The organism is Rhodococcus sp. Z6_132, assembly GCF_058133635.1.
The window spans coordinates 1,273,515-1,293,772 of sequence record NZ_JBYUNP010000002.1; the positions used below are offsets into that span (position 1 = coordinate 1,273,515).

The following is a 20,258-nucleotide window of genomic DNA, read 5'->3' on the forward strand; positions in this document are numbered from 1 at the left end:
TCAGGCCTTGACCAGGTAGCTGACCCGCTCGCCGTCCAGGGCCGAGGTCACCATCGCGGCCAGCCCGGGGTGCGCCTGGAGGGTGGGGTCGCCAGCGACGATCAGCTCCGCCTGCTCGCGCGCGGCGGCGATCACCTCGGTGTCGCGCAGCAGCGAGAGCATCCGCAGCGACGACTTGTGCCCGGACTGCGCCACGCCCAGCACGTCGCCCTCCCGGCGCTGCTCCAGGTCCAGCTGGGCCAGCTCGAACCCGTCGGTGGTGGCGGCGACGGCCTCGATGCGCTCGCGGGAACGACTGCCCGGCGCGGCGCTGGTGAGCAGCAGGCACAGCCCGGCGTGCCCGCCCCGGCCCACCCGGCCGCGCAGCTGGTGCAGCTGGCTCACGCCGAAGCGCTCGGCGTCCATGATCACCATGGTGGTGGCGTTGGGCACGTCCACGCCCACCTCGATCACCGTGGTGGCCACCAGCACGTCGATCTCGCCCCCGGCGAAGGCCCGCATGATGGCGTCCTTCTCGTCGCTGGGCAGCCGCCCGTGCAGCGCCTCCACCCGCAACCCCGCCAGCGGTCCCGCCGCCAGCTCCGGCGCCACCTCCAGCACCGCCGACGTCTCCGGGCCCTCGCCCCCCTTGGCGGCCGCCACCTCGTCCTCCGCCGAGCCGTCGTCGCCGATGCGCGAGCACACCACGTAGGCCTGCCTGCCGGCCGCCACCTCCTCGCGCACCCGCTCCCAGGCACGATCCAGCCAGGCGGGCTTCTCCAGCACCGGCACCACCGAGCTGGCGATCGGTGAGCGCCCCCGGGGCAGCTCGCGCAGCGTGGAGACGGTGAGGTCACCGAACACCGTCATCGCCACGGTGCGCGGGATGGGGGTGGCGGTCATCACCAGCAGGTGCGGGGTGGCGCCGTCGCGGCCACGCTCGCGCAGGGCGTCGCGCTGCTCCACGCCGAAGCGGTGCTGCTCGTCCACCACCACCAGGCCCAGGTCGAAGAACTGCACGGTGTCCTGGATCAGTGCGTGCGTGCCCACCACGATCCCGGCGTCGCCGGTGACCACCTCCAGCAGCGCCCGGCGCTTGGCCGCGGTCGGCATGGAGCCGGTGACCAGGGTGACCCGGGTGGCCTGCTCGGCGCTGTCCAGCTCACCGGCACGACCCAGCGGGCCGAGCATATCCGCCAGCGAGCGGGCGTGCTGGGCGGCGAGCACCTCGGTGGGCGCCAGCAGCGCAGCCTGGCGGCCGGCGTCCACGGCGGCGAGCATGGCCCGCAGCGCGACGACCGTCTTGCCCGAGCCCACCTCCCCCTGCAGCAACCGGCTCATCGGGTGCGTCTGGGCGAGGTCGGCGGCCACCTCGGCGCCCACCTGCTGCTGGCCCTCGGTGAGCGCGAACGGCAGCTGCCGCTCGAAGGCGGCGGCGAGGCCGTCCGGGCGCGGGGGCAGCGCCGGGGCGCTGCGCTCGGTGTCGGCGTGGCGGCGCTGGGCCAGCACCAGCTGCAGGGCCAGCGCCTCGTCGAAGCGCAGCCGCTGGCGGGCCGCGGCCAGCTCGGCCTCGTCCTCCGGCAGGTGCACCGCCCGCAGCGCCTGGCCCAGCGGCGCCAGCTGGTGCTCGGTGCGCAGCTGCTCCGGCAGCGGGTCCACCGGCTCCTCCAGCACGTCCAGCACCACCCGCACGCACTGCGCCACCGTCCAGGACGGCAGCCCGGCCGCGGAGGGGTACACCGGCAGCAGCGGGCGGGTGAAGTCGCGCTCGTCGGGCACCGCGGCCAGCCCCAGCACCCCCGAGCCCTCCGAGGAGCTGGCGGTGAGGTGGTCGTCGTCGGGCAGCAGCAGGTACTGCGGGTTGGTCAGCTGCAGCGACCGGCGGTAGCGGCTGACCTTGCCGGCGAACAGCCCGCGCCGGCCGCGGGTGAGCTCCTTGGCCAGGTGGGGCTGGTTGAAGTAGGTGCAGGTGAGCTCGCTGCGGCCGTCGGTGATGGTGAGCGTGAGGATCGTGCCGCGGCGCTGTTGCATCTTGCGCAGGTCCACCTTGGCGATGCGCGCCATCACCGTGACGTGCTCGTCCTCCTCCAGCCCGGCGATCGACGTCAGCTCGCCGCGCTCGGCGTAGCGGCGCGGGTAGTGCCGCAGCAGGTCGTCCACGGTGTGCAGGTCCAGCGTCTTGGCCAGGGCCTTGCCCGCCTTCTCCCCCAGCACGTGCCCCAGCGGGTCGGTCAGCTGCGCCACGGGCTCACTCCACCCCGAGCACGGCGACGTCTCCCAGCACGCCACCTGGGTAGACCACCAGCTCGACCCCGGGGTGCACCGCCTGCACGTGGTCGGCCATCTCCTGCTCCAGCGTCGCGTCCATACCCTCCCCCGTCAGCACCGTCACCAGCTCACCACCGGCGTCGAGCATGCGGTCCAGCAGACCGCGCACCGCCTCGGACTGCTGCTCGGCCGGGTCGTCCCCGCGGGCGATGAGCACCACCTCGTCGTCCAGCAGGCCCAGCACGTCGCCGGGCTCGCAGCGGCCCACCCAGGTCAGCGCCTGCTCGCGGGCCACCCGCACCGCGCCGCGACGGGTGGCGGTGGCGGCCTCGGCCATGGCCAGGGTGTCGTCCTCGTGGTCGCGGCCGGGGTCGTGCACGGCGAGCGCGGCCAGCCCCTGCACGGGTGAGCTGCTGGGCAGCACCGTCACGCCCTGCCCGGCCTTGCGGATGGCGGCCACCACGTCGATCAGCTCGCGCTGGGGCACCAGGCCGTTGGGCAGCACCGTGACGTGGCCGGCGCGGGTGTCCTCGATGGCGCTGCGCACCGCGTCCGGCTCCACCGGGCCAGGTCCGCAGCGCAGCACCACCGCGCCCTCCCCGGCGAACAGCGAGGCCGTCTCCGCCCCGGACACCAGGGCCAGCAGCGCCCGCTCCCTGGTGAGCCGGCCGCTGTCCTGGCGGGGCTCGGCGACGTCGGCGAAGCGGGCCACGGTGATGCGGTGCGGACGCCCGGCCACCACGCCGGCCTCCACCGCAGCGCCGATGTCGTTGCAGTGCACGTGCACCGAGTACAGGTCGCTGCCGTCACCCACCACCACCACCGAGTCGCCGATGGCGTTGAGGTGCTCGCGCAGCCCGGCGACCTGCTCCGGGCCCGTGCCGTCGAGCAGGTACATCACCTCGTAGTCGTGCGCCGACGACCCGCTCTCCCGCTCGGCGGTGAGCATCTCCGCGGGCCGGGCGCTGACGGTGCGCACCGGGTTGGGGGCGGCGGTGCCGGTGACCACGGCCACCAGCGCGTCGAGCATGAGCACCAGCCCCCGGCCGCCCGCGTCCACCACCCCCGCCTTGGCCAGCACGGACAGCTGCGACGGGGTGTGGGCGAGCGCCTCGGTGGCGGCCCGGGCAGCGGCGGTGGCCACCGCGGCCAGGCTGGGCTGCTCCACCCGCTGCGCGGCCTCGGCAGCGGCGTGCAGCACGGTGAGCACGGTGCCCTCCACCGGCTCGCCCACCGACGCGTAGGCCAGCTCGTCGGCCCGGCGCAGCGCCGCGGAGAGGTCGGCGCCGGTGAGGCCGGCGTCGGTGGTGACCGTCTCGGCCAGCCCGCGCAGCACCTGGGAGATGAGCACCCCGGAGTTGCCCCGGGCACCGACCAGGGTGCCGCGGGCCAGAGCGGCCGCCGTGGCCGAGCAGCTCTGGCTGACCTCCTCGGGCGCGCGGACCAGGGCGTCGAGCCCCGCCCGCAGGGTGTGCAGCAAGTTGCTGCCCGTGTCGGAGTCGGCAACCGGAAAGACGTTGAGCCCGTTGATCTCCGCGCAGTGGGTGGTGAGCACCTCCACGCAGGCGTCCGCCCAGCGCCGTAGTGCGGCGGCGTCGAGCAGCTGCAGCACCTGACGTCTCCTTGGTGTGCTCCGGGGTGATCAGCCCCGTGGGCGGGTCACCTGAGACTATCCGCGTGCCCCGACAGCGCGACTGGTGCCCGGGCGGCGGGGCGGCGGGACTGCTGGTGGGGTCGTTTGTCTGAGCCGGCGTGCGCCCGCTACGCTAGCCGGGTTGTCCGTGAAGTAATGACTATCGAGGAGTCCGACTATGGCTGCCGTCTGTGACGTCTGCGCCAAGGGACCCGGCTTCGGCATGTCGGTCTCGCACTCGCACCGACGTACCAAGCGCCGTTGGGACCCCAACATCCAGACGGTTCGCGCCGAGGTGTCCCCCGGCAACCGCAAGAAGCTCAACGTCTGCACCTCCTGCCTCAAGGCGGGCAAGGTCGTTCGCGCCTGAGCTGGTTGTGTGAAACAGACCCGGTGGTTCTCCACCGGGTCTTTTTCGTGCCCGCTCACCGGCCCCAGGGCGGCTAGTGCCGTCGCTGGGCCAGCACCACCATGGCCTCGGCCTTGGCGCTGGACCACGCGCCCACGTAGTTGCGCAGCGTCTGCCCGCTGGGCGCGCCCGGCGTGCGGCGGGCCCAGGCGGTGTAGTCGGCGTAGGAGCCCGTCGGCCGCTCCGACGCGAGGTAGTCGGCCACCGCCTCCAGCACCGACTGGCGCGTCCAGCCCCGCGAGTAGCTCACCCGCCCCTTGTTGACGGCCAGGCCCGCCGCCTCGCAGCCGGCGTTCCAGGAGCCGAAGCGCTGGATGATGCGGGCGCTGGAGGGGCCACTGGTGTTCACCGCGTCGTACTTGCTCACTGCCAGCGGGCTGCCCAGGGTGGCCGCCGCGTGCTGCAGGCAGGCGATGATCTCCGCGTCGCTGAACTCGGGCACCCGCGCCCGGGTCTCGGTGAGCAGCAGCCCCGCCTCGGACCCGAGGATCTCGCTCACCCGCTCCACCGGCACCCCCACGCCCGCGGCCACGGCATCGCGGCCGCACCCGGGGTGCTTGCTGATCCAGGCGCGCACCGCACGCTCGGTCTGCCGGTCGTCGGTGTCCTGCTCGGTCACCACCTGTGCCCCGCCGGGTCTGCTCGTGCCGTCGGGGAGGTGGTTGCCGGGCGTCATCACTCCACTGTGCCTCACGCCGAGAGCCCGAGCCACGTCACCCGGCGTGTCAGGGCAGGCGCCAGTCCACCGGCTCCTCGCCCAGGTCCTCCAGCTCGGCGTTGACCCGGCTGAACGGGCGCGAGCCGAAGAACCCGCGGGAGGCCGACATCGGCGAGGGGTGCGCCGAGGCGATGATCGGCACGTCGCCCAGCAGCTCGGTGAGGGTGCCGGCGTCCTTGCCCCAGAGCACGGCCACCAGCGGGTCGGGCCGGTCCACCAGCGCCCGGATGGCCTGCTCGGTGATCGCCTCCCACCCCTTGCCGCGGTGCGCGGCCGACTCCCCCGGGCGCACGGTCAGCACGCGGTTGAGCAGCAGCACTCCCTGCTCGGTCCACGGGGTGAGGTCGCCGGTGCTGGGCATGGGCAGGCCCAGGTCGTCGGTGTACTCGCGGAAGATGTTGGCCAGGCTGCGGGGCACCGGCCGCACGTCCGGGGCCACCGAGAAGCTCAGCCCCACTGCGTGCCCCGGCGTCGGGTAGGGGTCCTGGCCCACGATGAGCACCTTCACCGCGTGGAAGGGCTGCTGGAACGCCCGCAGCACCGCCGCACCCGACGGCAGGTAGCGCCGTCCGGCGGCCACCTCCGCACGCAGGAACTCACCCATCTCGGCGATGTTGTCGGCCACCGGCGCGAGGGCCTGCGCCCAGCCGGCCTCCACCACCTCGTTCAACGGTCGTCCAGCCACGAGCGCAGATGCTATCCGGCGCCCGGGCGGCCGCTCAGTCCAGCCGGCGCAGCTCGTCGCGGTAGCGGGTGATGTTCTCCAGGTACTTCTGCACCACCGGAAGGGTGGAGCCCTCGGCCACCTCGTGGCCCTCCCGGATGCGGGCCGGCACCCCCAGGGCCATCGCCCGGGCGGGGACCTTGCCGTTGAAGCCCACCACCGCGCCCGCACCGACCACGGCGCCGTCGCCGACCACCGCCCCGTTGAGCACCACCGAGCCCGACGCGATCAGGCAGCCGTCGCCGATGGTGGCTCCCTCGACGTGCGCGTTGTGGCCCACCACGCAGTCCGCACCGATGTCGGTGGGGTGCCAGTCGGTGCAGTGCACCACGGTGCCGTCCTGCACGCTCGTGCGCTCCCCCACGGTGATCGTCCCGTAGTCGCCGCGCAGCACCGCCTGCGGCCACACCGAGGCGCCCGCAGCCAGCGTGACGTTGCCGATCACCGTGGCGTCGGGGTGCACGAAGGCGTCGGGGTGGACGGTGGGCGCGATGTCGCCGAGGGCGTAGATGGCCATGGGGGCGAACCTAGCCGCCGAGCACCTTGGCGTAGTAGCGGGCCGACTCCTCGTGCGCGTACAGGCCGAACCGGCCCATCTCGGTGTAGCCGGCGGAGGTGTACAGCGCGATCGCCTCCGGCTGCGCCATCCCGGTCTCCAGGATCATCCGGGTGCGCCCGTGCTGGGCGGCGGTGCGCTCCAGCTCGGCCAGCAGCGTGCGGGCGTGCCCCTGGCGCTGTGCCTGGGGCACCACGTACATCCGCTTGACCTCGGCGTCGCCGTCCTGCACGAACCGCCCGTCGGCGTCCCTGGCCCGCCAGCCGCCCATGCCGGAGGGCACCCCGTCCACGGTCAGCAGCAGGAAGAGCCCGCGGGGCGGCCGGAACTGCTCGGGCTGCAGCACCGTGTCGTCACCGCCGCCGTAGCGTCGGGCGTACTCCGCCTGCACCTGCCGCTCCAGCTCGGCCACCTCGGCGACGCCGTAGTCGACCGGGCGCAGCACCACCTGGCTCACAGCACCACCTGGCTCACTTGCCGAACGCCTGCCAGCCGGTGGGGCCGTCGGCCTCGGTCCAGCGCTTGTCGTCCACCTGGGCCCCAGCACCGGCGTGCACCGTGCCGATGGCCTCCCAGCCCTCGGGCAGGGCGGTGCCGGCCGGGAAGGTGGCCAGGAACGCGTGGTCCTCGCCGCCGGTGAGCACCCAGGTCCACGGGTCCACGCCCAGCGCGTTGCCCACGTCCACCAGGCGCTGCGGCGGGGTGAGCGGTCGCCGGCGCAGCTCGATGCCCACCCCGGAGGCGGCGGCCAGGTGCCCGGCGTCAGCCAGCAACCCGTCGGAGACGTCGGTCATGGCCGTGGCCCCGGCCGCAGCGGCGGCCAGCGCGGCGGCGTAGGGGGGCTCGGGCTCGCGGTGGGCCAGCACCACCGCCGCCGGGGCGCGAAAGCCCCGGCTGAGCACGGCCAGCCCGGCGCCGGACCAGCCCACCCGACCGGCCAGCGCCACCACGTCGCCAACCTGGGCGCCGGAGCGGGTGACCGGCTCCCGTCCGCGCAGGTCACCCAGCGCAGTCACCGAGATCACCACGTTGTCCGACCGCACCACGTCGCCGCCGACGATGCCTGCGCCCAGCTCAGAAGCTGCCGCCCACATCCCCTTGACCAGGCCGTCGACCACCTCGACCGGCGTGCTGGACGGGCAGCACAGCCCCACCAGGAACGCCGTGGAGTGGGCTCCCATCGCGGCGATGTCCGCGGCGTTCTGGGCGATGGCCTTGCGCCCCACCTGCTCGGCCGTGGACCAGTCCAGCCGGAAGTGCACGCCCTCCACCAGCACGTCGGTGCTGGCGACCACGCGGGAGTCGGCGGCGCGCACGATCGCGGCGTCGTCACCGGGACCGAGCAGGGTGGTGTCCGGCTGCACGTGGCCGCGCACGGCCCGGTCGATCACCCCGAGCTCGCCGATGTCGGCGACGGTCTGCTTGCTCGATGCGGACGTAATCGGGGGCCTCCTGCTGGCTGTGGTCGTGGCGGTGCGGTGATCCGGCTGCGGGTACCTTGGCAGCGATCGGGACGACCCGGTCGATGAGTGGTTCGACGTTGCCGCCGCCGCTCCTGCCTGGCAGCCGTTTCCCTGGCAGTAGTTTCTACCCTGCTGGTGCCCGCCCCTCCGCGGCAGTACCTGCAGTGGCGGCGACCCCGAGTGAGGAGCTGACCGACGGTGTCGCGCACCCATCCCCCTGCTGTCCTCGCCGCTGCCGTGGCCCTGCCGGTGGCCCTGGCCGTGGGCGTGATCGCTGCGGCGGTGATCGCCAAGGACGACAGCGCCGGCGGCGGGCCGGTGGTGGTGGGCGCGATCCCTGCCCCGGAGGCGACGTCGCCGGAGTGCACCAGCCTGCTGGCCGCGCTGCCACAGCAGCTCGGCGAGGACGAGCGAGCCCAGCTGGTCCAGCCGGCACCGGCCGGGGCTGCGGCGTGGCAGGGCCCGGAGTCGGCCGACCCCGTGGTGCTGCGCTGTGGCATCGACCGGCCCGCCGAGTTCGACACCGCGGCGGCGCTGGTGGAGGTGGACGGTGTGCAGTGGCTGCAGATCTCCGGCGCCGAGGTCGGGCTCAGCTCCACCACGTGGGTGGCCGTCGACCGGGCCGTCTACGTCGGCCTGACCCTGCCCAACGGCACCGGCCCCACCCCGGTGCAGGAGATCTCGTCCACCGTGCGGGCCACCCTGCCCGCCACGGCGCTGGACCCCGCCCCGGTCCGCTAGGGCGTCAGGGCCTCAGCGCAGGCCGGTTCCGCGGGCGACGGCGGTGTCCACGAGGGTGCTCAGCAGGGACGGGTAGTCCATCCCGCTGGCCGCCCACATCTGCGGGTACATGGAGATCGGGGTGAACCCTGGCATGGTGTTGACCTCGTTGATCACCAGCGAGCCGTCCTCGCAGACGAAGAAGTCCACCCGGGCCAGGCCCTGACCGCTGAGGGCGTGGAAGGCCGTCACCGCCATCTCCTGCATGGCGGTGAGGGTCTGCTCGTCCAGCACCGCGGGGATGTCGTAGGCCACCACGTCGTCGAGGTACTTGGTGTCGAAGTCGTAGAAGGCGTTGTCGTCGTCGGCCTTGAGCAGCCGGATCTCCGCGGGCAGGCTGGCGCGCACGGTGCCGTCGGGCAGCTCGAGCACCCCGCACTCCACCTCGCGGCCCACCACGGCCGACTCGATGACCACCTTGGGGTCGAAGCGCCGGGCCTCGGCGATGGCGGCGTCCAGGTGGTCCCAGCTGGTCACCTTGCTGACGCCGAACGACGACCCTGCCCGGGCCGGCTTGACGAACACGGGAAGCCCGAGCCGCTCGCGCTGCCCCTGGTCCAGGGTGGCCACACCACCGCGCAGCGCCACCTGGGTGCCCCCGGGCAGTCCCTCGGCGGCCAGCAGCTTCTTGGTGAGCTCCTTGTCCATCCCCGCCGCGCTGGCGAGCACACCCGCGCCGACGTAGGGCAGCCCCGCCAGCTCGAGCATGCCCTGCACCGTGCCGTCCTCGCCGTAGGCGCCGTGCAGCACGGGGAACACCACGTCCACCGTGGCGAGCACCTCGCCGGCACGGTCCGGGTCGAGCGCCACCACGTCGCCGCCGCGGTGCGGGTCGACGCACAGCGCCACAGAGACGCCGTCGGGGTCCACGCTGGGCAGGGTGCGGCCGTGGATGGCCAGCGCCTCGGGGTCGGTGGTGCCCAGCACCCACGCGCCGTCCCGGGTGATCCCCAGGGGCACGGCCTCGAAGCGCTCCGGGTCGAGGTGGCTGAGCACGCTGCCCGCCGACACGCAGCTCACGGCGTGCTCGCTGCTGCGTCCGCCGTAGACCACAGCAACCTTGGTGCGTCGTTCAACCATGGGCGCAACGCTACCGGGGTGCCGGGCCGATCCTCCGCCATCCCACTGAGGTGTCACCCACTGGTGTGGCGCTACCCCCGGCCCAGCACCTGCCGGGCCACCCGCACCGCGTTGCCCCCGATCACGGCGGCCGCGTCCGAGGCCGACCACCCCCGCGCGCGCAGCGTGCCGTCCAGTCCCCGCAGCACCTCGGGGGCCACGGCACCCAGCCCCACGTGCTCGGCGCCCACCAGGGCCACCGCCCGCTCGAGCAGGGCGAGGAAGTCCTCCGCCCCGACCGTGGCGGCGGTTGCCGGGGTACCGATGCCGATCACCCCGCCGGTCGCCGCGCAGGCCCGCGCCTGCCCGACGGTGATGGCACCGGGAACCGCGCAGTCGGCGTCCAGCACGCAGTGGCTGATGAGCAGCGGGGCGCGGGTGAGCTCGCACATCTGCACGGTGGCGCGCTCGCTGGCCCCGGCGACGTCCACCACCATGCCCACCGCGTTGAGCTCGGCGAGCAGCACCTGGCCGTGCTCGGTGAGCCCCGCGTCCACGCGGTCGAGGGCGCCCGAGCCGGCGGCGTTGCCGTGGCCGTGGATGGGGGCGAGCACCCGCACGCCGAGGCGGTGCAGGTCGGCGAGCAGGGTGACGTCCCCGTCCAGCACGCCGGCGTCAGCCAGCCCGAGCACCACCACGGTGCGCACGTGGGCGGGGACCTCGACGACCTCGAGCAGGTGCAGGTGCTCGGCGGCACGGACGCGGAGCAGGAGGAGCTCCAGCTCGGCGCGGGAGGTGACCGTCACGGTGAGTCGAGCCAGCTCCGGGTACGCCGGCTGGCCGGCCTCTCCGGGAAGACCGTCCGCCCACAGCAGCACCGCTGCCCGGGGCACCATCCTGCCTTCCCACCACATCCGCAGCCTCCGAACCTGTCCCGGGTGAGCCGGCCTACTTCAGCTCGGCCGAGCTCTTCCCCAGCAGTCTGCGCGCCACGATCAGCTGCTGGATCTGCTGGGTGCCCTCGAAGATGTCCAGGATCTTGGAGTCGCGGGCCCACTTCTCCAGCAGGGAGTGCTCGGAGTAGGCGATCGAGCCGACCAGCTCCACGCAGCGCAGGGTGATCTCGGTGCCCACCCGGCCGGCCTTGGCCTTGGCCATCGACGCCTGCAGCGAGTTCGGCTTGCCGTTGTCGGCCATCCACGCCGCCTGCAGCACCAGCAGGTACGCGGCCTCCCAGTCGGCCTCCATGCCCAGCAGCGTTGCCGCGGCGTGCGACTGCTGCGCGGCGGGCCGGTCGTAGTCCACCACCACGCCGGCCTCGGCCAGCAGGTCGCGGGTCTCCTCGATGGCTGCCCGGGCGCAGCCGACGGCCATCGCGGCCACCAGCGGGCGGGTGTTGTCGAAGGTCTGCATGGCACCGGCGAAGCCGCCGGAGGTGTCGATCTCCGGGTTGCCCAGCAGGTTCTCCTTGGGCACCCGGCAGTTCTCCAGGAACAGCGTGGCGGTGTCCGACGCCCGGATCCCCAGCTTGTGCTCCAGGCGGGCCACGGTCAGGCCCGGGGTGTCCTTGGGCACCAGGAACGACTTGATGGCGGCGCGGCCGAGGTTCTTGTCCAGCGTCGCCCACACCACCACGGAGTCCGACCGCTCGCCGGAGGTGACGAAGATCTTCTCGCCGTTGAGCACGTAGTGGTCGCCGTCGAGCACCGCCGTGGTGCGGATGGCCGCGGAGTCCGACCCGCACTGCGGCTCGGTGATGGCCATCGACGCCCAGGTGCCGGCGAAGCGCTCGAGCTGCTCGTCGTTGGCCACCGAGGCGATCGCCGAGTTGCCCAGGCCCTGGCGCGGCATGGACAGCAGCAGGCCCACGTCGCCCCAGCACATCTCCATGATGGACAGCGCGGTGGACATGTTGGAGCCGTTGGCGTTCTTCTGCTCCCCGCTCTGGGCGGTGCGTCGCACACCGGCAGCCCCGGCACCGCCGGTGGCCGAGGAGTCGTTGAGCCCGTCGACGACGGACGCCAGCAGGTCCAGCTCCTTGGGGTAGGAGTGCTCGGCGGAGTCGTACTTGCGCGAGTTCGCCCGCAGCACCTCCGCGGCGGTCTGGTGCGCCTGGTTGACGAAGGCGGTGAACTTCCTGGGAACCTCGAGGTTGATCATGCGAGCACGATTCCTTCCATCACGCCGATGCTGCGGAGGTCGCGGTACCACCGCTCGACCGGGTGCTCCTTGACAAATCCGTGGCCGCCGAGCAGCTGCACGCCGTCGCTGCCGATGCTCATGCCGCGCTCGGCGCACAGCTTGCGGGCCAGGGCGGTGTCCCTGGCGAAGTCCTTGCCCTGCGCGGCCCGGCTTGCGGCCCGGTAGGTGACCAGGCGCATGCCCTCCAGCTCGATGGCCATGTCCGCCACCTTGAAGGCCACGCCCTGCCGGTTGCTGATGGGCTCGCCGAAGGCAATGCGCTCGTTGACGTAGGGGGTGACGTAGTCCAGCACGGCCTTGCTCGTGCCCAGCGCGAGAGCGCTCCAGCCGAGGCGGCCCAGCCGGATGCACTCGGCGTACACCTCGGGACGTCCCGCCCCGAGCAGCGCGTCGGCGGGCAGGTGCACCTCGTCGAGCATCACCCGTCCCATGCTCGCGGCCCGCAGCCCCATGGCCGGCTCTGCCTCGATGCTCAGCCCGACGCTGCTGGACTCCACCACGAACAGCGCGGGACCGGTGCCCTCCAGCTCTGCGGCGATGATGAACAGCTCGTCCTCGGCAGCCCGGGGCACCAGCGACTTGGCGCCGGTGAGCACGAACCCTGTGCCGGAGCGCCGCGCGGTGGTGCGCAGCGCGAAGGGGTCGAACAGCGGGTGCGGCTCGAGCACGGCCAGCGCGGCGGCCGGGACGTCCTCGCCCACGAAGGCCGGCAGGTACTTGGCCTGCTGGGCTGCGTCGCCCCAAAGCACCAGGGCGGTGCTGACGGCCGACGGCGCCAGGCAGGAGACCGCCAGGCCCATGTCACCGTGCGCCAGGGCCTCGGCCACCAGGACGTTGGTGACGGCGGAGCGCTCGCTGCCCACCCCGCCCAGCTCCTCGGGCACGCCGACCAGCGTCACGCCCAGCTCGTTGACCCGCTCCAGCAGCCCGGGCGGCGGAGCGCAGGCCTCGTTGGCCTCTGAGGCGGCCGGGCGCAGCTGCTCGGCGGCGAAGTCGGCCACCGTCTCCACGATCATCTGCTGCTCGTCGTCGGGGGTGAGGTCGAACAGGTCGCTGGGGCGGGCGGCAGGCAGGCGGGCGGGCTTGCCCAGCTGGTTCACCGCGCTGAAGCCCCGGCTGGCCGCCCCCGCCACGCGGAAGCCGCTGCGCGAAGCCTGGTAGGCCACCTGCTCGGCGCGCTTGCGCATCTTCAGGCGATCCAGCACGGACGACCCGGCCAACCAGTTCAGCGCTGCGAGGCCGTAGCCCATGGCGTCGCGCTGGGCCGGACGCGGCGCGCCTGAGCTCGTCTCATGGCTCTTGGTGCTCGTCATGGCCGTTACCTTACTGGAGAGTAGATAACGGATCACACCATGACGCTGGTCACGCCGATTCGGCGCCTCGGTCGACGCGGCAGCGCACCAGCAAGGTCAGGCGGTCAGGGGGGTCATCGCCCCACGCACCTGCAGCACCATCTCGGGCGACACGCTGGTCATGCCGTGGTCCCTGGCGGCGTGCCTGGCGGCCTGGGCCAGGATCTCGTCCTCGGTACCGGTGAACGCAGCGGTGCACCCGGGCACCACGTCGCCGCAGCGAAAGCTCTTCATGTCTGGCCTCTCTCGATGGAGTGTCGTCTCTCCCCCATCGGCCGGCCCCACGATCTCCTGAGCGGCTAGGGCCGCCGACAGAGGGCCACGACGAGGTCGTCCACGGTGACGGTGCCCAGGACCGAACCCGCTCCGTCGGTGCACACCAGCGGGGCGAACCGGTGGGGCTCCGCGCGCACCACAGCGCGGCGAGCCACCTCCACCACGTCAGCACTCGGCGCCACGGTCATCGCCGGAGCCCACCCGCTCGTCGACCCGCGCACCGCCCCCGGCACCCGCACCTGGGTGACGCGGCCGGTGTCGGCGACCAGCACGTCGCAGGTGAGCGGGTCGGAGCCCACCACCGCGGTGCGCACCAAGGAGGCGACGTGGTCGCCGAGAACGGTACGGCTGGCGGTGCTGCGGATGCGGGTGACCGTGTCGGGCTCCAGCTCGGTGAGCATGGTGGGCGCGGGGCGGGCCAGCGCCCAGCCCTGCCCGAGGGGCACACCCAGCGCGATCAGCGCGTCCAGCTCGTCGGTGGTCTCGATGCCCTCGGCCAGGATCCAGGCGTCCATCCGACCGGCGAGGTCGCCGAAGACCTCCACCAGGGAGCGCTTCACCGGGTCGCGGTCGATGCCGGTGACCAGCTCGCGGTCCAGCTTGACGATGTCCGGCCGCAGCGTCAGCAGCGTGCTCAGCCCGGCGTAGCCGGTGCCGGCGTCGTCCATGGCGATGAGCCCGCCGACGCTGCGGACGTGCTCGATCACCGCCGCCGCCGTGGGGTGCTCGCTGCCCTGGGTGTGCTCGGTGAGCTCGAGCACGACGCGGGTGAGGTCGTCGGTGCCGGTGAGGACGTCGGCGACCTGACCGACCGTGAGCAGGTGGGGGTCGACGTTGACGGTGAGGAAGGTGTTGGCCGGCAGGTGGGCGCGTGCGGCGATGCCGGCGCTGAGCACGCGGGACTGCAGCTCGGCGTTGAAGCCCCAGTGGTCGGCGGCGGCGAACCAGCGGTCCGGCGAGGCCTGCCAGGGGCCGGTGAAGCGCGACAGCAGCTCGTAGCCGGCGACCCGTCCGGTGGTGAGCTCCACGATGGGCTGGGCGTGCAGCGCGAGCGGGGAGCGACGCTCGACGACGTCCTGCAGCGCGGCGCGCCACCGTTCGTCGGACGTCTCCGGAACCTCACTCATGGTTACGCACTATGACAGGCAGTAACCCAGGAGGTGGCCAGGCGCGCGCCAGGAACGGGGTTTCGACAGTCCCCGCCCCGGCCTCCACCTACACCAGCTCTCCGTCACGCAAGGTGGCCCGAATCGCCCTAGCCACGGCGCGAGCCTGCCGGTAGAGTCGAACACATGTTCGAATCAGCGACGTTGTCGGAGCACCCGAGACCGGGGGCGTGCACCACCGAGGAGCTCGTGGCGCTGATGGCTGCGCATGCCCGGGCGGAGGCTGCACACGCGGCCGGCAAGCTCGCGGCGGTGGCGGAGCTGTACCGACGCCGGTGCGAGGACGATCTCCGCGCCCAGGTGTGTGCCGCGCAGGTCGGGGAGTTCGTCGCCGCCGAGGTGGGCGTCGCCCTGACGGTGAGCCGTGCGATGGCGGGGGTGTTCGTGCACGTGGGGGCGGCGCTGGCGGAGCGGTTGCCGTTGACCCGGCTGGCCTTCGCCCGCGGGGAGCTGGACTTCACCCGGGTGCGGGCGATCGCCGACCGCACCACCGGCCTGGAGGAGTCGGTGGCGGCGGCGATGGAGGCCCGAATCCTGGAGGTCGCGCTGCGTCCAGGTCGGGAGCTGACCCGGGCCCGGCTGGTGGCAGCACTCGACCGGATCGTGGCCGAGGTCGACCCCGACGGGGTGCGCGAGCGCCGCCGGCGCGCCCACCACGACCGGGATCTGCAGGTGCGGGCCGACACCGACGGACTGGCGTCGGTGTGGGGCCTGCTGCCGGCGGTGGACGGGGCGGTGCTGGACTCCCGTCTGGGGCAGCTGGCGCAATCGGTCTGCAGCGCCGATCCCCGCAGCCTCGCCCAGCGCCGCGCCGACGCCCTCACCGCCCTCGCCCTGGGTGCGGACCACCTCGCCTGCACCTGCACCGATCCTGGCTGCCCCTGCGCCCCGCAGGCCCCGGCCACGCCGAAGGTGTTGCTGCAGGTCAGCATCGACGCCGCCACCCTCGCCGGTGCCACCGACCTGCCCGGGGCGCTGGCCGGGCTGGGTGTGCTTGATGCCGACGTGGTGCGCACCCTGGCCGCCGACGCCACCTGGCAGCGCTTGCTCACCCACCGCGGCACCATCATCGCCGCCGACCCACCGACCCCCGCCGGTGCCGTCGCCCACGCCGCAGCCGTGCACACCCCCGGGGCAGCCCTGGCCCGGCTGGTCCGCGCCCGCGACGGCCACTGCCGCTTCCCCGGCTGCGCGGTGCCCGCTGCCCGCTGCGACCTCGACCACGTCGAGCCCTTCCACCACTCCAACCCCGCCGCTGGTGGGCTCACCGTGGCCACCAACCTGCAGTGCCTGTGCCGCTGGCACCACCGCCTCAAGACCCACGGCGACTGGACCGTGCAGCCCCAACGCGGCGCTGTCATGCGCTGGACCAGCCCCACCGGCACCACCCACGACACCGTCCCCGGCGACCCACACCACCTGCCACCACCGTCCGAGGACCACCTCACCGGCGCCGAGCGTCACGACTTCCTGCACCACGTCCCCACCCACCACGACATCGACGGGGACAACACCGACGGGGACGACCACAACCGTGGCCAGGCCACCCACCCGGCTGCGCACCACCTCGTCACCGCCAGCGCCGACCCACCACCCTTCTAGCTAAGGTCCTGGTCATGCCGCTGGACGTCGATCGCGCCCGTCGCGAGACCTCAGGCTGCCGCGAGGTGGCGCACCTCAACAACGCCGGTGCCGCGCTGCCCCCGGACGCCGTCACCGAGGCGGTCATCGACCACCTGCGGCTGGAGGCACGCATCGGCGGGTACGAGGCCGCGGCACAGGCGGCGGAGGCCACCGCGCACACCTACTCCGCGGTGGCCGAGCTGCTCGGCTGCGCCGACACCGAGGTCGCGCTGGTGGAGAACGCCACCCGGGCGTGGGACATGGCGTTCTACTCGCTGTCCTTCTCCCCCGGCGACCGCATCCTCACCAGCACCGCGGAGTACGCCAGCAACGCGCTGGCGCTGCTCCAGGTGGCCCAGCGGACGGGGGCGCGCATCGAGGTCCTGGCCGACGACGAGCACGGCCAGGTCGACCTGACCGACCTGGCCGAGCGGCTGGACAGCACCGTCAAGCTGGTCGCCGTCACCCACGTGCCCACCCACGGCGGCCTGGTCAACCCCGCCGAGGGCATCGGCACGCTCACCCGCGCCGCCGGGGTCCCCTTCCTGCTCGACGCCTGCCAGTCCGCCGGTCAGCTGCCCCTGGACGTCCGCACGCTCGGCTGCGACATGCTCTCGGCCACCGGCCGCAAGTTCCTCCGCGGCCCGCGGGGAACCGGGTTCCTCTACGTCGCCGAGTCCCTCGCCGACCGGCTCCAGCCGCCGTTCCTCGACCTGCACTCCGCGTCCTGGACCGGTCCCGACACCTTCACGGTCGCTCCCGGTGCCCGCCGCTTCGAGACCTGGGAGGGCAACGTCGCCGGAAAGATCGGCCTCGGCGTCGCCGTGGACCACGCCCTGCAGTGGGGCCTGCCCGCCATCGCCGAACGCATCACCACCGTGGCCGCCACGCTGCGCGAGCGGCTGCGCGAGCTCCCCCACGTCCAGGTGCACGACCGCGGCGAGCGGCTCTGCGGCATCGTCACGTTCAGCGTGCACGGCGCCGCCTCGGCCGACGTCTCGGCGCAGCTGCGCCGGGCGGGGATCAACACCAGCGTCACCACCGCGGCCAACTCCCGGTTCGACCCGCACGCCCAGCAGGACCTGGTGCGCGCCTCCGTGCACTACTACAACACCACCGACGAGATCGACCAGCTCTGCGCCGCACTGCCGCGCTGAAACCCGTCGCAGCCCATCGCCCTCGGGTGCGAGGATCGTGCGCATGTCCCCCGAGCTCTCGCCGACCCCGCGCAGCACCGTCCGCAAGTCCGCGCGGGCCCGCACCGACCGGGCCGACCTGCACGCCGTGCTCGACGCCGGCCTGGTCGCCCACCTGGGCGTGGTGGTCGACGGTGCTCCCCTGGTGCTGCCCACCACCTACGGCCGCGTGGGCGACACGGTCTACGTGCACGCCTCCACCGGCGCCCCGAGCCTGCGCGCCGCCGCCGGCCACCGGGTCTGCCTCACCGTCACCCTGCTCGACGGCCTGGTCTACGCCCGCTCGGTGTTCCACCACTCCGCCAACTACCGCAGCGCCGTCCTGCACGCCGAGGCCCGCCCGGTGACCGACCCGCAGGAGAAGCTGGCCGCCCTGCGCGCCCTGGTGGAGCACGTGACGCCCGGCTCGTGGGAGCACGCCCGCGGTCCCTCCGCCAAGGAGCTCGCCGCCACGGCCGTGCTGGCCATCGACACCAGCGAGGCCAGCGTCAAGGTGCGCCAGGGGCCCCCGGTGGACGACGACGCCGACGTCGAGGCGGGCACAGCCTGGGCCGGGGTGCTGCCCGTGACCCAGAGCTGGGGCGAGCCGCAGCCGTGTGCCCTGCTGCCGGTGGACGCCGCCGTGCCCGCGCACGTCAGGGACCGGGGCTAGCCCTGCATCGGGCTAGCGCAGCGAGTCCAGCGCCTGGGTGAGATCGCGGACCAGGTCGTCGGTGTCCTCGATGCCGCAGGAGAGCCGGAAGAACCCCGGCGCCACGTCATCACCCCAGCGAGCCCGCCGGTCGATGGTGGTGTGCAGCCCGCCGAAGCTGGTGGCCAGGGTGGTCAGCTCGCTGGCCGCCACCACGGCGTGCACCGCCTCCGCCGAGGGCAGCACGCCGCGCACCAACCCGCCGAACCGGCTCATCTGGGTGGCGGCCACCGCGTGCGCAGGATCGTCAGCCAGGCCCGGCCAGCGGACGTCGGTCACGGCCGGGTGGCGCACCAGCAGCTCGGCCAGCGCCGCCGCGTTGGCGCCCTGGCGGTCCAGCCGCAGCGCGGCACTGCCGATGCTGCGGTGGGCCAGCCACGCCTCGAACGGTCCCAGCACCACCCCGGACATCGTCCGCTCGCGGTAGACCTGCCCGAGCAGCTCGGCGTCAGCGGTGGCCAGGTAGCCCATCAGCAGGTCGCTGTGCCCGGAGAGTGCCTTGGTCCCGCTGGCCACCACCACGTCGGCGCCCAGCTGCAGCGGCAGCTGGCCCAGCGGGGTGGCCGTGGTGTTGTCCACCGCGAGCAGGGCTCCCGCCCGCCGGCAGGCAGCGCTCAGCGCGCGCAGGTCCACCACGTCCAGGCTCGGGTTGGACGGCGTCTCGGCCAGCACCAGCCGTGCCCCAGCCACTGCGTCCACCATCGCCGGGGTGTCCACCTCGCGGACCTCGATGCCCTGGGGCACCAGCTTCTCCGCGGCGTACGCCCGAGCCAGGTAGTACCCGTCCGAGGGCATCACCAGCACGTCCCCGGGCCGCAGCACGGTGCGCATCAGCACGGTGATGGCCGACATCCCCGTGCCGAACACCGCCGCACCGACCTCCGGCGAGCCCTCCCCCTCCAGCTGGCTCAGCGCCAGCTCCAGTGCCCGCCAGGTGGGGTTGGAGTTGCGCGCGTAGAAGTCGCTCTCGCTGCCCTCGTCGGCGCTGAGGTGGTACGGGGCGGCCAGCACCGGTCCCGGCATGATCGGCTCGCCCGGCGCCCCGGGGGCCACCCCGGCGCGCACGCAGCGGGTGGAGTCGCCCAGGCCCTGCTCGGGGGTGCTCATTCCGGCTTGGTCCTGCGGCCGAGCAGCTGGGAGGCCAGCACCTGCACGCTGAGCCCGTCGTGGCACACCCGGTGCACCCCGGCGGCGATGGGCACGTCCACCGAGTGGCGGGCGGCCAGCTCGGTGATGGCCGAGCAGCTCTTGACGCCCTCGGCGACCTGGCCCTTGGTGGCCAGCTGCGCCTGCTCCAGCGACTCCCCCGCCCCCAGCCGCGCCCCGAAGGTGCGGTTGCGCGACAGCGTGGACGAGCAGGTGGCCACCAGGTCACCCATCCCGGCCAGCCCGGCGAAGGTGGCGGGCTCCGCACCGAGCGCGACGCCCAGGCGGGTGGTCTCGGCCAGGCCGCGGGTGATGATGCTGGCCAGGGAGTTCTCCCCCATCCCCATGCCCACGGCCATCCCGCAGGCCAGCGCGATGACGTTCTTGTAGGCCCCGGCCAGCTCGCAGCCCAGCAGGTCGGTGTTGGTGTACGGCCGGAAGTACCAGCTGGTGCACGCCTGCTGCACGGCCACCGCCCGCTCGTGGTCCAGGCAGGCGATCACGGTGGCGGTGGGCTGCTCCAGCGCGATCTCGCGGGCCAGGTTCGGCCCGGACAGCACCGCCACCCGGTCGGCGGCCGCCCCGGTCACCTCGCGCACCACCTCGGTCATCCGCTGCAGGGTGCCCAGCTCCACGCCCTTGGCCAGCGACAGCAGCGTCGCGTGCGCCGGAAGGTCGTCGGTCCACCCCACCAGGTTCTCCCGCAGCGACTGCGCGGGCACGGCCAGCGCCACGATGTCGGCTCCGTCGAGGGCGGCTCGGGCGTCGGAGGTGGCGCACAGGGTGTCCGGCAGCGTCACGCCGGGCAGGTAGTCGGCGTTGCGCCGCTGCTCCTGCACCTGGCGGGCGACCTCGGGCCGGCGCGCCCACAGCGTCACGTCGCTGCCCGCGTCGGCCAGCACCTTGGCAAAGGTGGTGCCCCACGAACCCGCACCCAGCACGGCCACTCGCGCCACTCGAACCCCTGTCCTGAAACGTCTGCTTCCTCGGTCCTGCCCGGCAGACCATCATGGCCTA

The 20,258-nt window shown here is 73.6% G+C and carries 19 protein-coding genes and 1 pseudogene; 5 read left to right on the forward strand and 15 right to left on the reverse strand.

Annotated elements, in window-relative coordinates; genetic code table 11:
• A complete protein-coding gene (gene recG, locus AC3YO9_RS12705; protein ID WP_127782695.1) occupies positions 1–2,223 on the reverse strand; it encodes an ATP-dependent DNA helicase RecG in 2,223 nt (740 codons plus the stop codon).
• A gap of 4 nt (positions 2,224–2,227) precedes the next feature.
• Positions 2,228–3,859, reverse strand: coding sequence for a DAK2 domain-containing protein (locus tag AC3YO9_RS12710; protein ID WP_489983384.1), 1,632 nt, complete (start codon positions 3,857–3,859; stop codon positions 2,228–2,230).
• Positions 3,860–4,058: 199 nt separating this feature from the next.
• On the opposite strand from AC3YO9_RS12710, the gene rpmB reads away from it, so the two are divergent.
• Positions 4,059–4,250, forward strand: a complete 192-nt coding sequence (gene rpmB / locus AC3YO9_RS12715) for a 50S ribosomal protein L28 (RefSeq protein ID WP_127782694.1) — start codon at positions 4,059–4,061, stop codon at positions 4,248–4,250.
• A gap of 73 nt (positions 4,251–4,323) precedes the next feature.
• On the opposite strand, the gene AC3YO9_RS12720 is transcribed toward rpmB, so the two are convergent.
• The 5 genes and pseudogenes from AC3YO9_RS12720 to AC3YO9_RS12740 form a co-directional block, all read right to left on the reverse strand.
• Positions 4,324–4,965, reverse strand: a complete 642-nt coding sequence (locus AC3YO9_RS12720) for a homing endonuclease associated repeat-containing protein (RefSeq protein WP_127782693.1) — start codon at positions 4,963–4,965, stop codon at positions 4,324–4,326.
• Between the two features lie 49 nt (positions 4,966–5,014).
• Positions 5,015–5,692: a uracil-DNA glycosylase gene (locus tag AC3YO9_RS12725; RefSeq protein WP_489983385.1), complete on the reverse strand. Its 678-nt coding sequence runs from the start codon at positions 5,690–5,692 to the stop codon at positions 5,015–5,017.
• Between the two features lie 133 nt (positions 5,693–5,825).
• Positions 5,826–6,248, reverse strand: a pseudogene (locus tag AC3YO9_RS12730) (gamma carbonic anhydrase family protein); the annotation flags it as partial.
• 10 nt (positions 6,249–6,258) lie between these two features.
• Complete coding sequence (locus AC3YO9_RS12735) at positions 6,259–6,744, reverse strand: GNAT family N-acetyltransferase (RefSeq protein ID WP_489983386.1); 486 nt, start codon at positions 6,742–6,744, stop codon at positions 6,259–6,261.
• 13 nt (positions 6,745–6,757) lie between these two features.
• Positions 6,758–7,729 carry a thiamine-phosphate kinase gene (locus AC3YO9_RS12740; RefSeq protein WP_489983487.1) on the reverse strand — a complete coding sequence of 324 codons (972 nt, stop codon included), beginning with the start codon at positions 7,727–7,729 and terminating at the stop codon, positions 6,758–6,760.
• Between the two features lie 219 nt (positions 7,730–7,948).
• Here AC3YO9_RS12740 and AC3YO9_RS12745 point away from each other — a divergent pair, with 219 nt between their 5' ends.
• Complete coding sequence (locus AC3YO9_RS12745) at positions 7,949–8,491, forward strand: DUF3515 domain-containing protein (RefSeq protein ID WP_489983387.1); 543 nt, start codon at positions 7,949–7,951, stop codon at positions 8,489–8,491.
• Positions 8,492–8,503: 12 nt separating this feature from the next.
• Here AC3YO9_RS12745 and AC3YO9_RS12750 read toward each other — a convergent pair whose 3' ends face one another.
• From AC3YO9_RS12750 to AC3YO9_RS12775, 6 genes are all read right to left on the reverse strand, one after another.
• Positions 8,504–9,610 (reverse strand): D-alanine--D-alanine ligase family protein, encoded by a 1,107-nt coding sequence (locus AC3YO9_RS12750; protein ID WP_489983388.1) that lies wholly within the window; start codon positions 9,608–9,610, stop codon positions 8,504–8,506.
• A gap of 71 nt (positions 9,611–9,681) precedes the next feature.
• Positions 9,682–10,485, reverse strand: a complete 804-nt coding sequence (locus AC3YO9_RS12755) for a dipeptidase (RefSeq protein ID WP_489983389.1) — start codon at positions 10,483–10,485, stop codon at positions 9,682–9,684.
• A gap of 52 nt (positions 10,486–10,537) precedes the next feature.
• Positions 10,538–11,749 carry an acyl-CoA dehydrogenase family protein gene (locus AC3YO9_RS12760; RefSeq protein WP_127782687.1) on the reverse strand — a complete coding sequence of 404 codons (1,212 nt, stop codon included), beginning with the start codon at positions 11,747–11,749 and terminating at the stop codon, positions 10,538–10,540.
• A complete protein-coding gene (locus AC3YO9_RS12765) occupies positions 11,746–13,104 on the reverse strand; it encodes an acyl-CoA dehydrogenase family protein (RefSeq protein WP_206518127.1) in 1,359 nt (452 codons plus the stop codon). Before AC3YO9_RS12765 ends, AC3YO9_RS12760 begins: the two co-directional genes overlap by 4 nt.
• Positions 13,105–13,200: 96 nt before the next feature.
• The gene (locus tag AC3YO9_RS12770; RefSeq protein WP_127782686.1) at positions 13,201–13,377 is read right to left on the reverse strand and encodes a DUF1059 domain-containing protein; all 177 of its coding nucleotides are present in this window, start codon (positions 13,375–13,377) and stop codon (positions 13,201–13,203) included.
• A gap of 65 nt (positions 13,378–13,442) precedes the next feature.
• On the reverse strand, positions 13,443–14,546 hold the full coding sequence (locus tag AC3YO9_RS12775; protein ID WP_489983390.1) for an EAL domain-containing protein: 1,104 nt from the start codon (positions 14,544–14,546) through the stop codon (positions 13,443–13,445).
• 165 nt (positions 14,547–14,711) lie between these two features.
• Here AC3YO9_RS12775 and AC3YO9_RS12780 point away from each other — a divergent pair, with 165 nt between their 5' ends.
• Genes AC3YO9_RS12780 through AC3YO9_RS12790 form a run of 3 tightly spaced genes read left to right on the forward strand, consistent with a single transcriptional unit; the run spans position 14,712 to position 18,056 of the window.
• Entirely contained in the window at positions 14,712–16,187 is a 1,476-nt protein-coding gene (locus tag AC3YO9_RS12780) for an HNH endonuclease signature motif containing protein (protein ID WP_489983391.1), read from the forward strand.
• Between the two features lie 14 nt (positions 16,188–16,201).
• A complete protein-coding gene (locus AC3YO9_RS12785; RefSeq protein ID WP_489983392.1) occupies positions 16,202–17,365 on the forward strand; it encodes an aminotransferase class V-fold PLP-dependent enzyme in 1,164 nt (387 codons plus the stop codon).
• A gap of 43 nt (positions 17,366–17,408) precedes the next feature.
• On the forward strand, positions 17,409–18,056 hold the full coding sequence (locus AC3YO9_RS12790; RefSeq protein WP_489983393.1) for a pyridoxamine 5'-phosphate oxidase family protein: 648 nt from the start codon (positions 17,409–17,411) through the stop codon (positions 18,054–18,056).
• Between the two features lie 12 nt (positions 18,057–18,068).
• On the opposite strand, the gene AC3YO9_RS12795 is transcribed toward AC3YO9_RS12790, so the two are convergent.
• Both AC3YO9_RS12795 and AC3YO9_RS12800 read right to left on the reverse strand, forming a co-directional pair.
• On the reverse strand, positions 18,069–19,202 hold the full coding sequence (locus AC3YO9_RS12795) for a cystathionine gamma-lyase (protein WP_489983394.1): 1,134 nt from the start codon (positions 19,200–19,202) through the stop codon (positions 18,069–18,071).
• Entirely contained in the window at positions 19,199–20,197 is a 999-nt protein-coding gene (locus AC3YO9_RS12800) for an NAD(P)H-dependent glycerol-3-phosphate dehydrogenase (protein WP_489983395.1), read from the reverse strand. The genes AC3YO9_RS12795 and AC3YO9_RS12800 overlap by 4 nt, the downstream gene beginning before the upstream one ends.
• Positions 20,198–20,258 lie beyond the last annotated feature (61 nt).

Coding starts and splice junctions, on each gene's coding strand:
- AC3YO9_RS12770 (WP_127782686.1), bottom strand. CDS start 13,377: ATGAAGAGCTTTCGCTGCGGCGACGTGGTGCCCGGGTGCACCGCTGCG.
- AC3YO9_RS12760 (WP_127782687.1), bottom strand. CDS start 11,749: ATGATCAACCTCGAGGTTCCCAGGAAGTTCACCGCCTTCGTCAACCAG.
- AC3YO9_RS12785 (WP_489983392.1), top strand. CDS start 16,202: ATGCCGCTGGACGTCGATCGCGCCCGTCGCGAGACCTCAGGCTGCCGC.
- AC3YO9_RS12720 (WP_127782693.1), bottom strand. CDS start 4,965: ATGACGCCCGGCAACCACCTCCCCGACGGCACGAGCAGACCCGGCGGG.
- AC3YO9_RS12755 (WP_489983389.1), bottom strand. CDS start 10,485: ATGGTGCCCCGGGCAGCGGTGCTGCTGTGGGCGGACGGTCTTCCCGGA.
- AC3YO9_RS12750 (WP_489983388.1), bottom strand. CDS start 9,610: ATGGTTGAACGACGCACCAAGGTTGCTGTGGTCTACGGCGGACGCAGC.
- rpmB (WP_127782694.1), top strand. CDS start 4,059: ATGGCTGCCGTCTGTGACGTCTGCGCCAAGGGACCCGGCTTCGGCATG.
- AC3YO9_RS12780 (WP_489983391.1), top strand. CDS start 14,712: ATGTTCGAATCAGCGACGTTGTCGGAGCACCCGAGACCGGGGGCGTGC.
- AC3YO9_RS12795 (WP_489983394.1), bottom strand. CDS start 19,202: ATGAGCACCCCCGAGCAGGGCCTGGGCGACTCCACCCGCTGCGTGCGC.
- AC3YO9_RS12765 (WP_206518127.1), bottom strand. CDS start 13,104: ATGACGAGCACCAAGAGCCATGAGACGAGCTCAGGCGCGCCGCGTCCG.
- AC3YO9_RS12775 (WP_489983390.1), bottom strand. CDS start 14,546: ATGAGTGAGGTTCCGGAGACGTCCGACGAACGGTGGCGCGCCGCGCTG.
- AC3YO9_RS12790 (WP_489983393.1), top strand. CDS start 17,409: ATGTCCCCCGAGCTCTCGCCGACCCCGCGCAGCACCGTCCGCAAGTCC.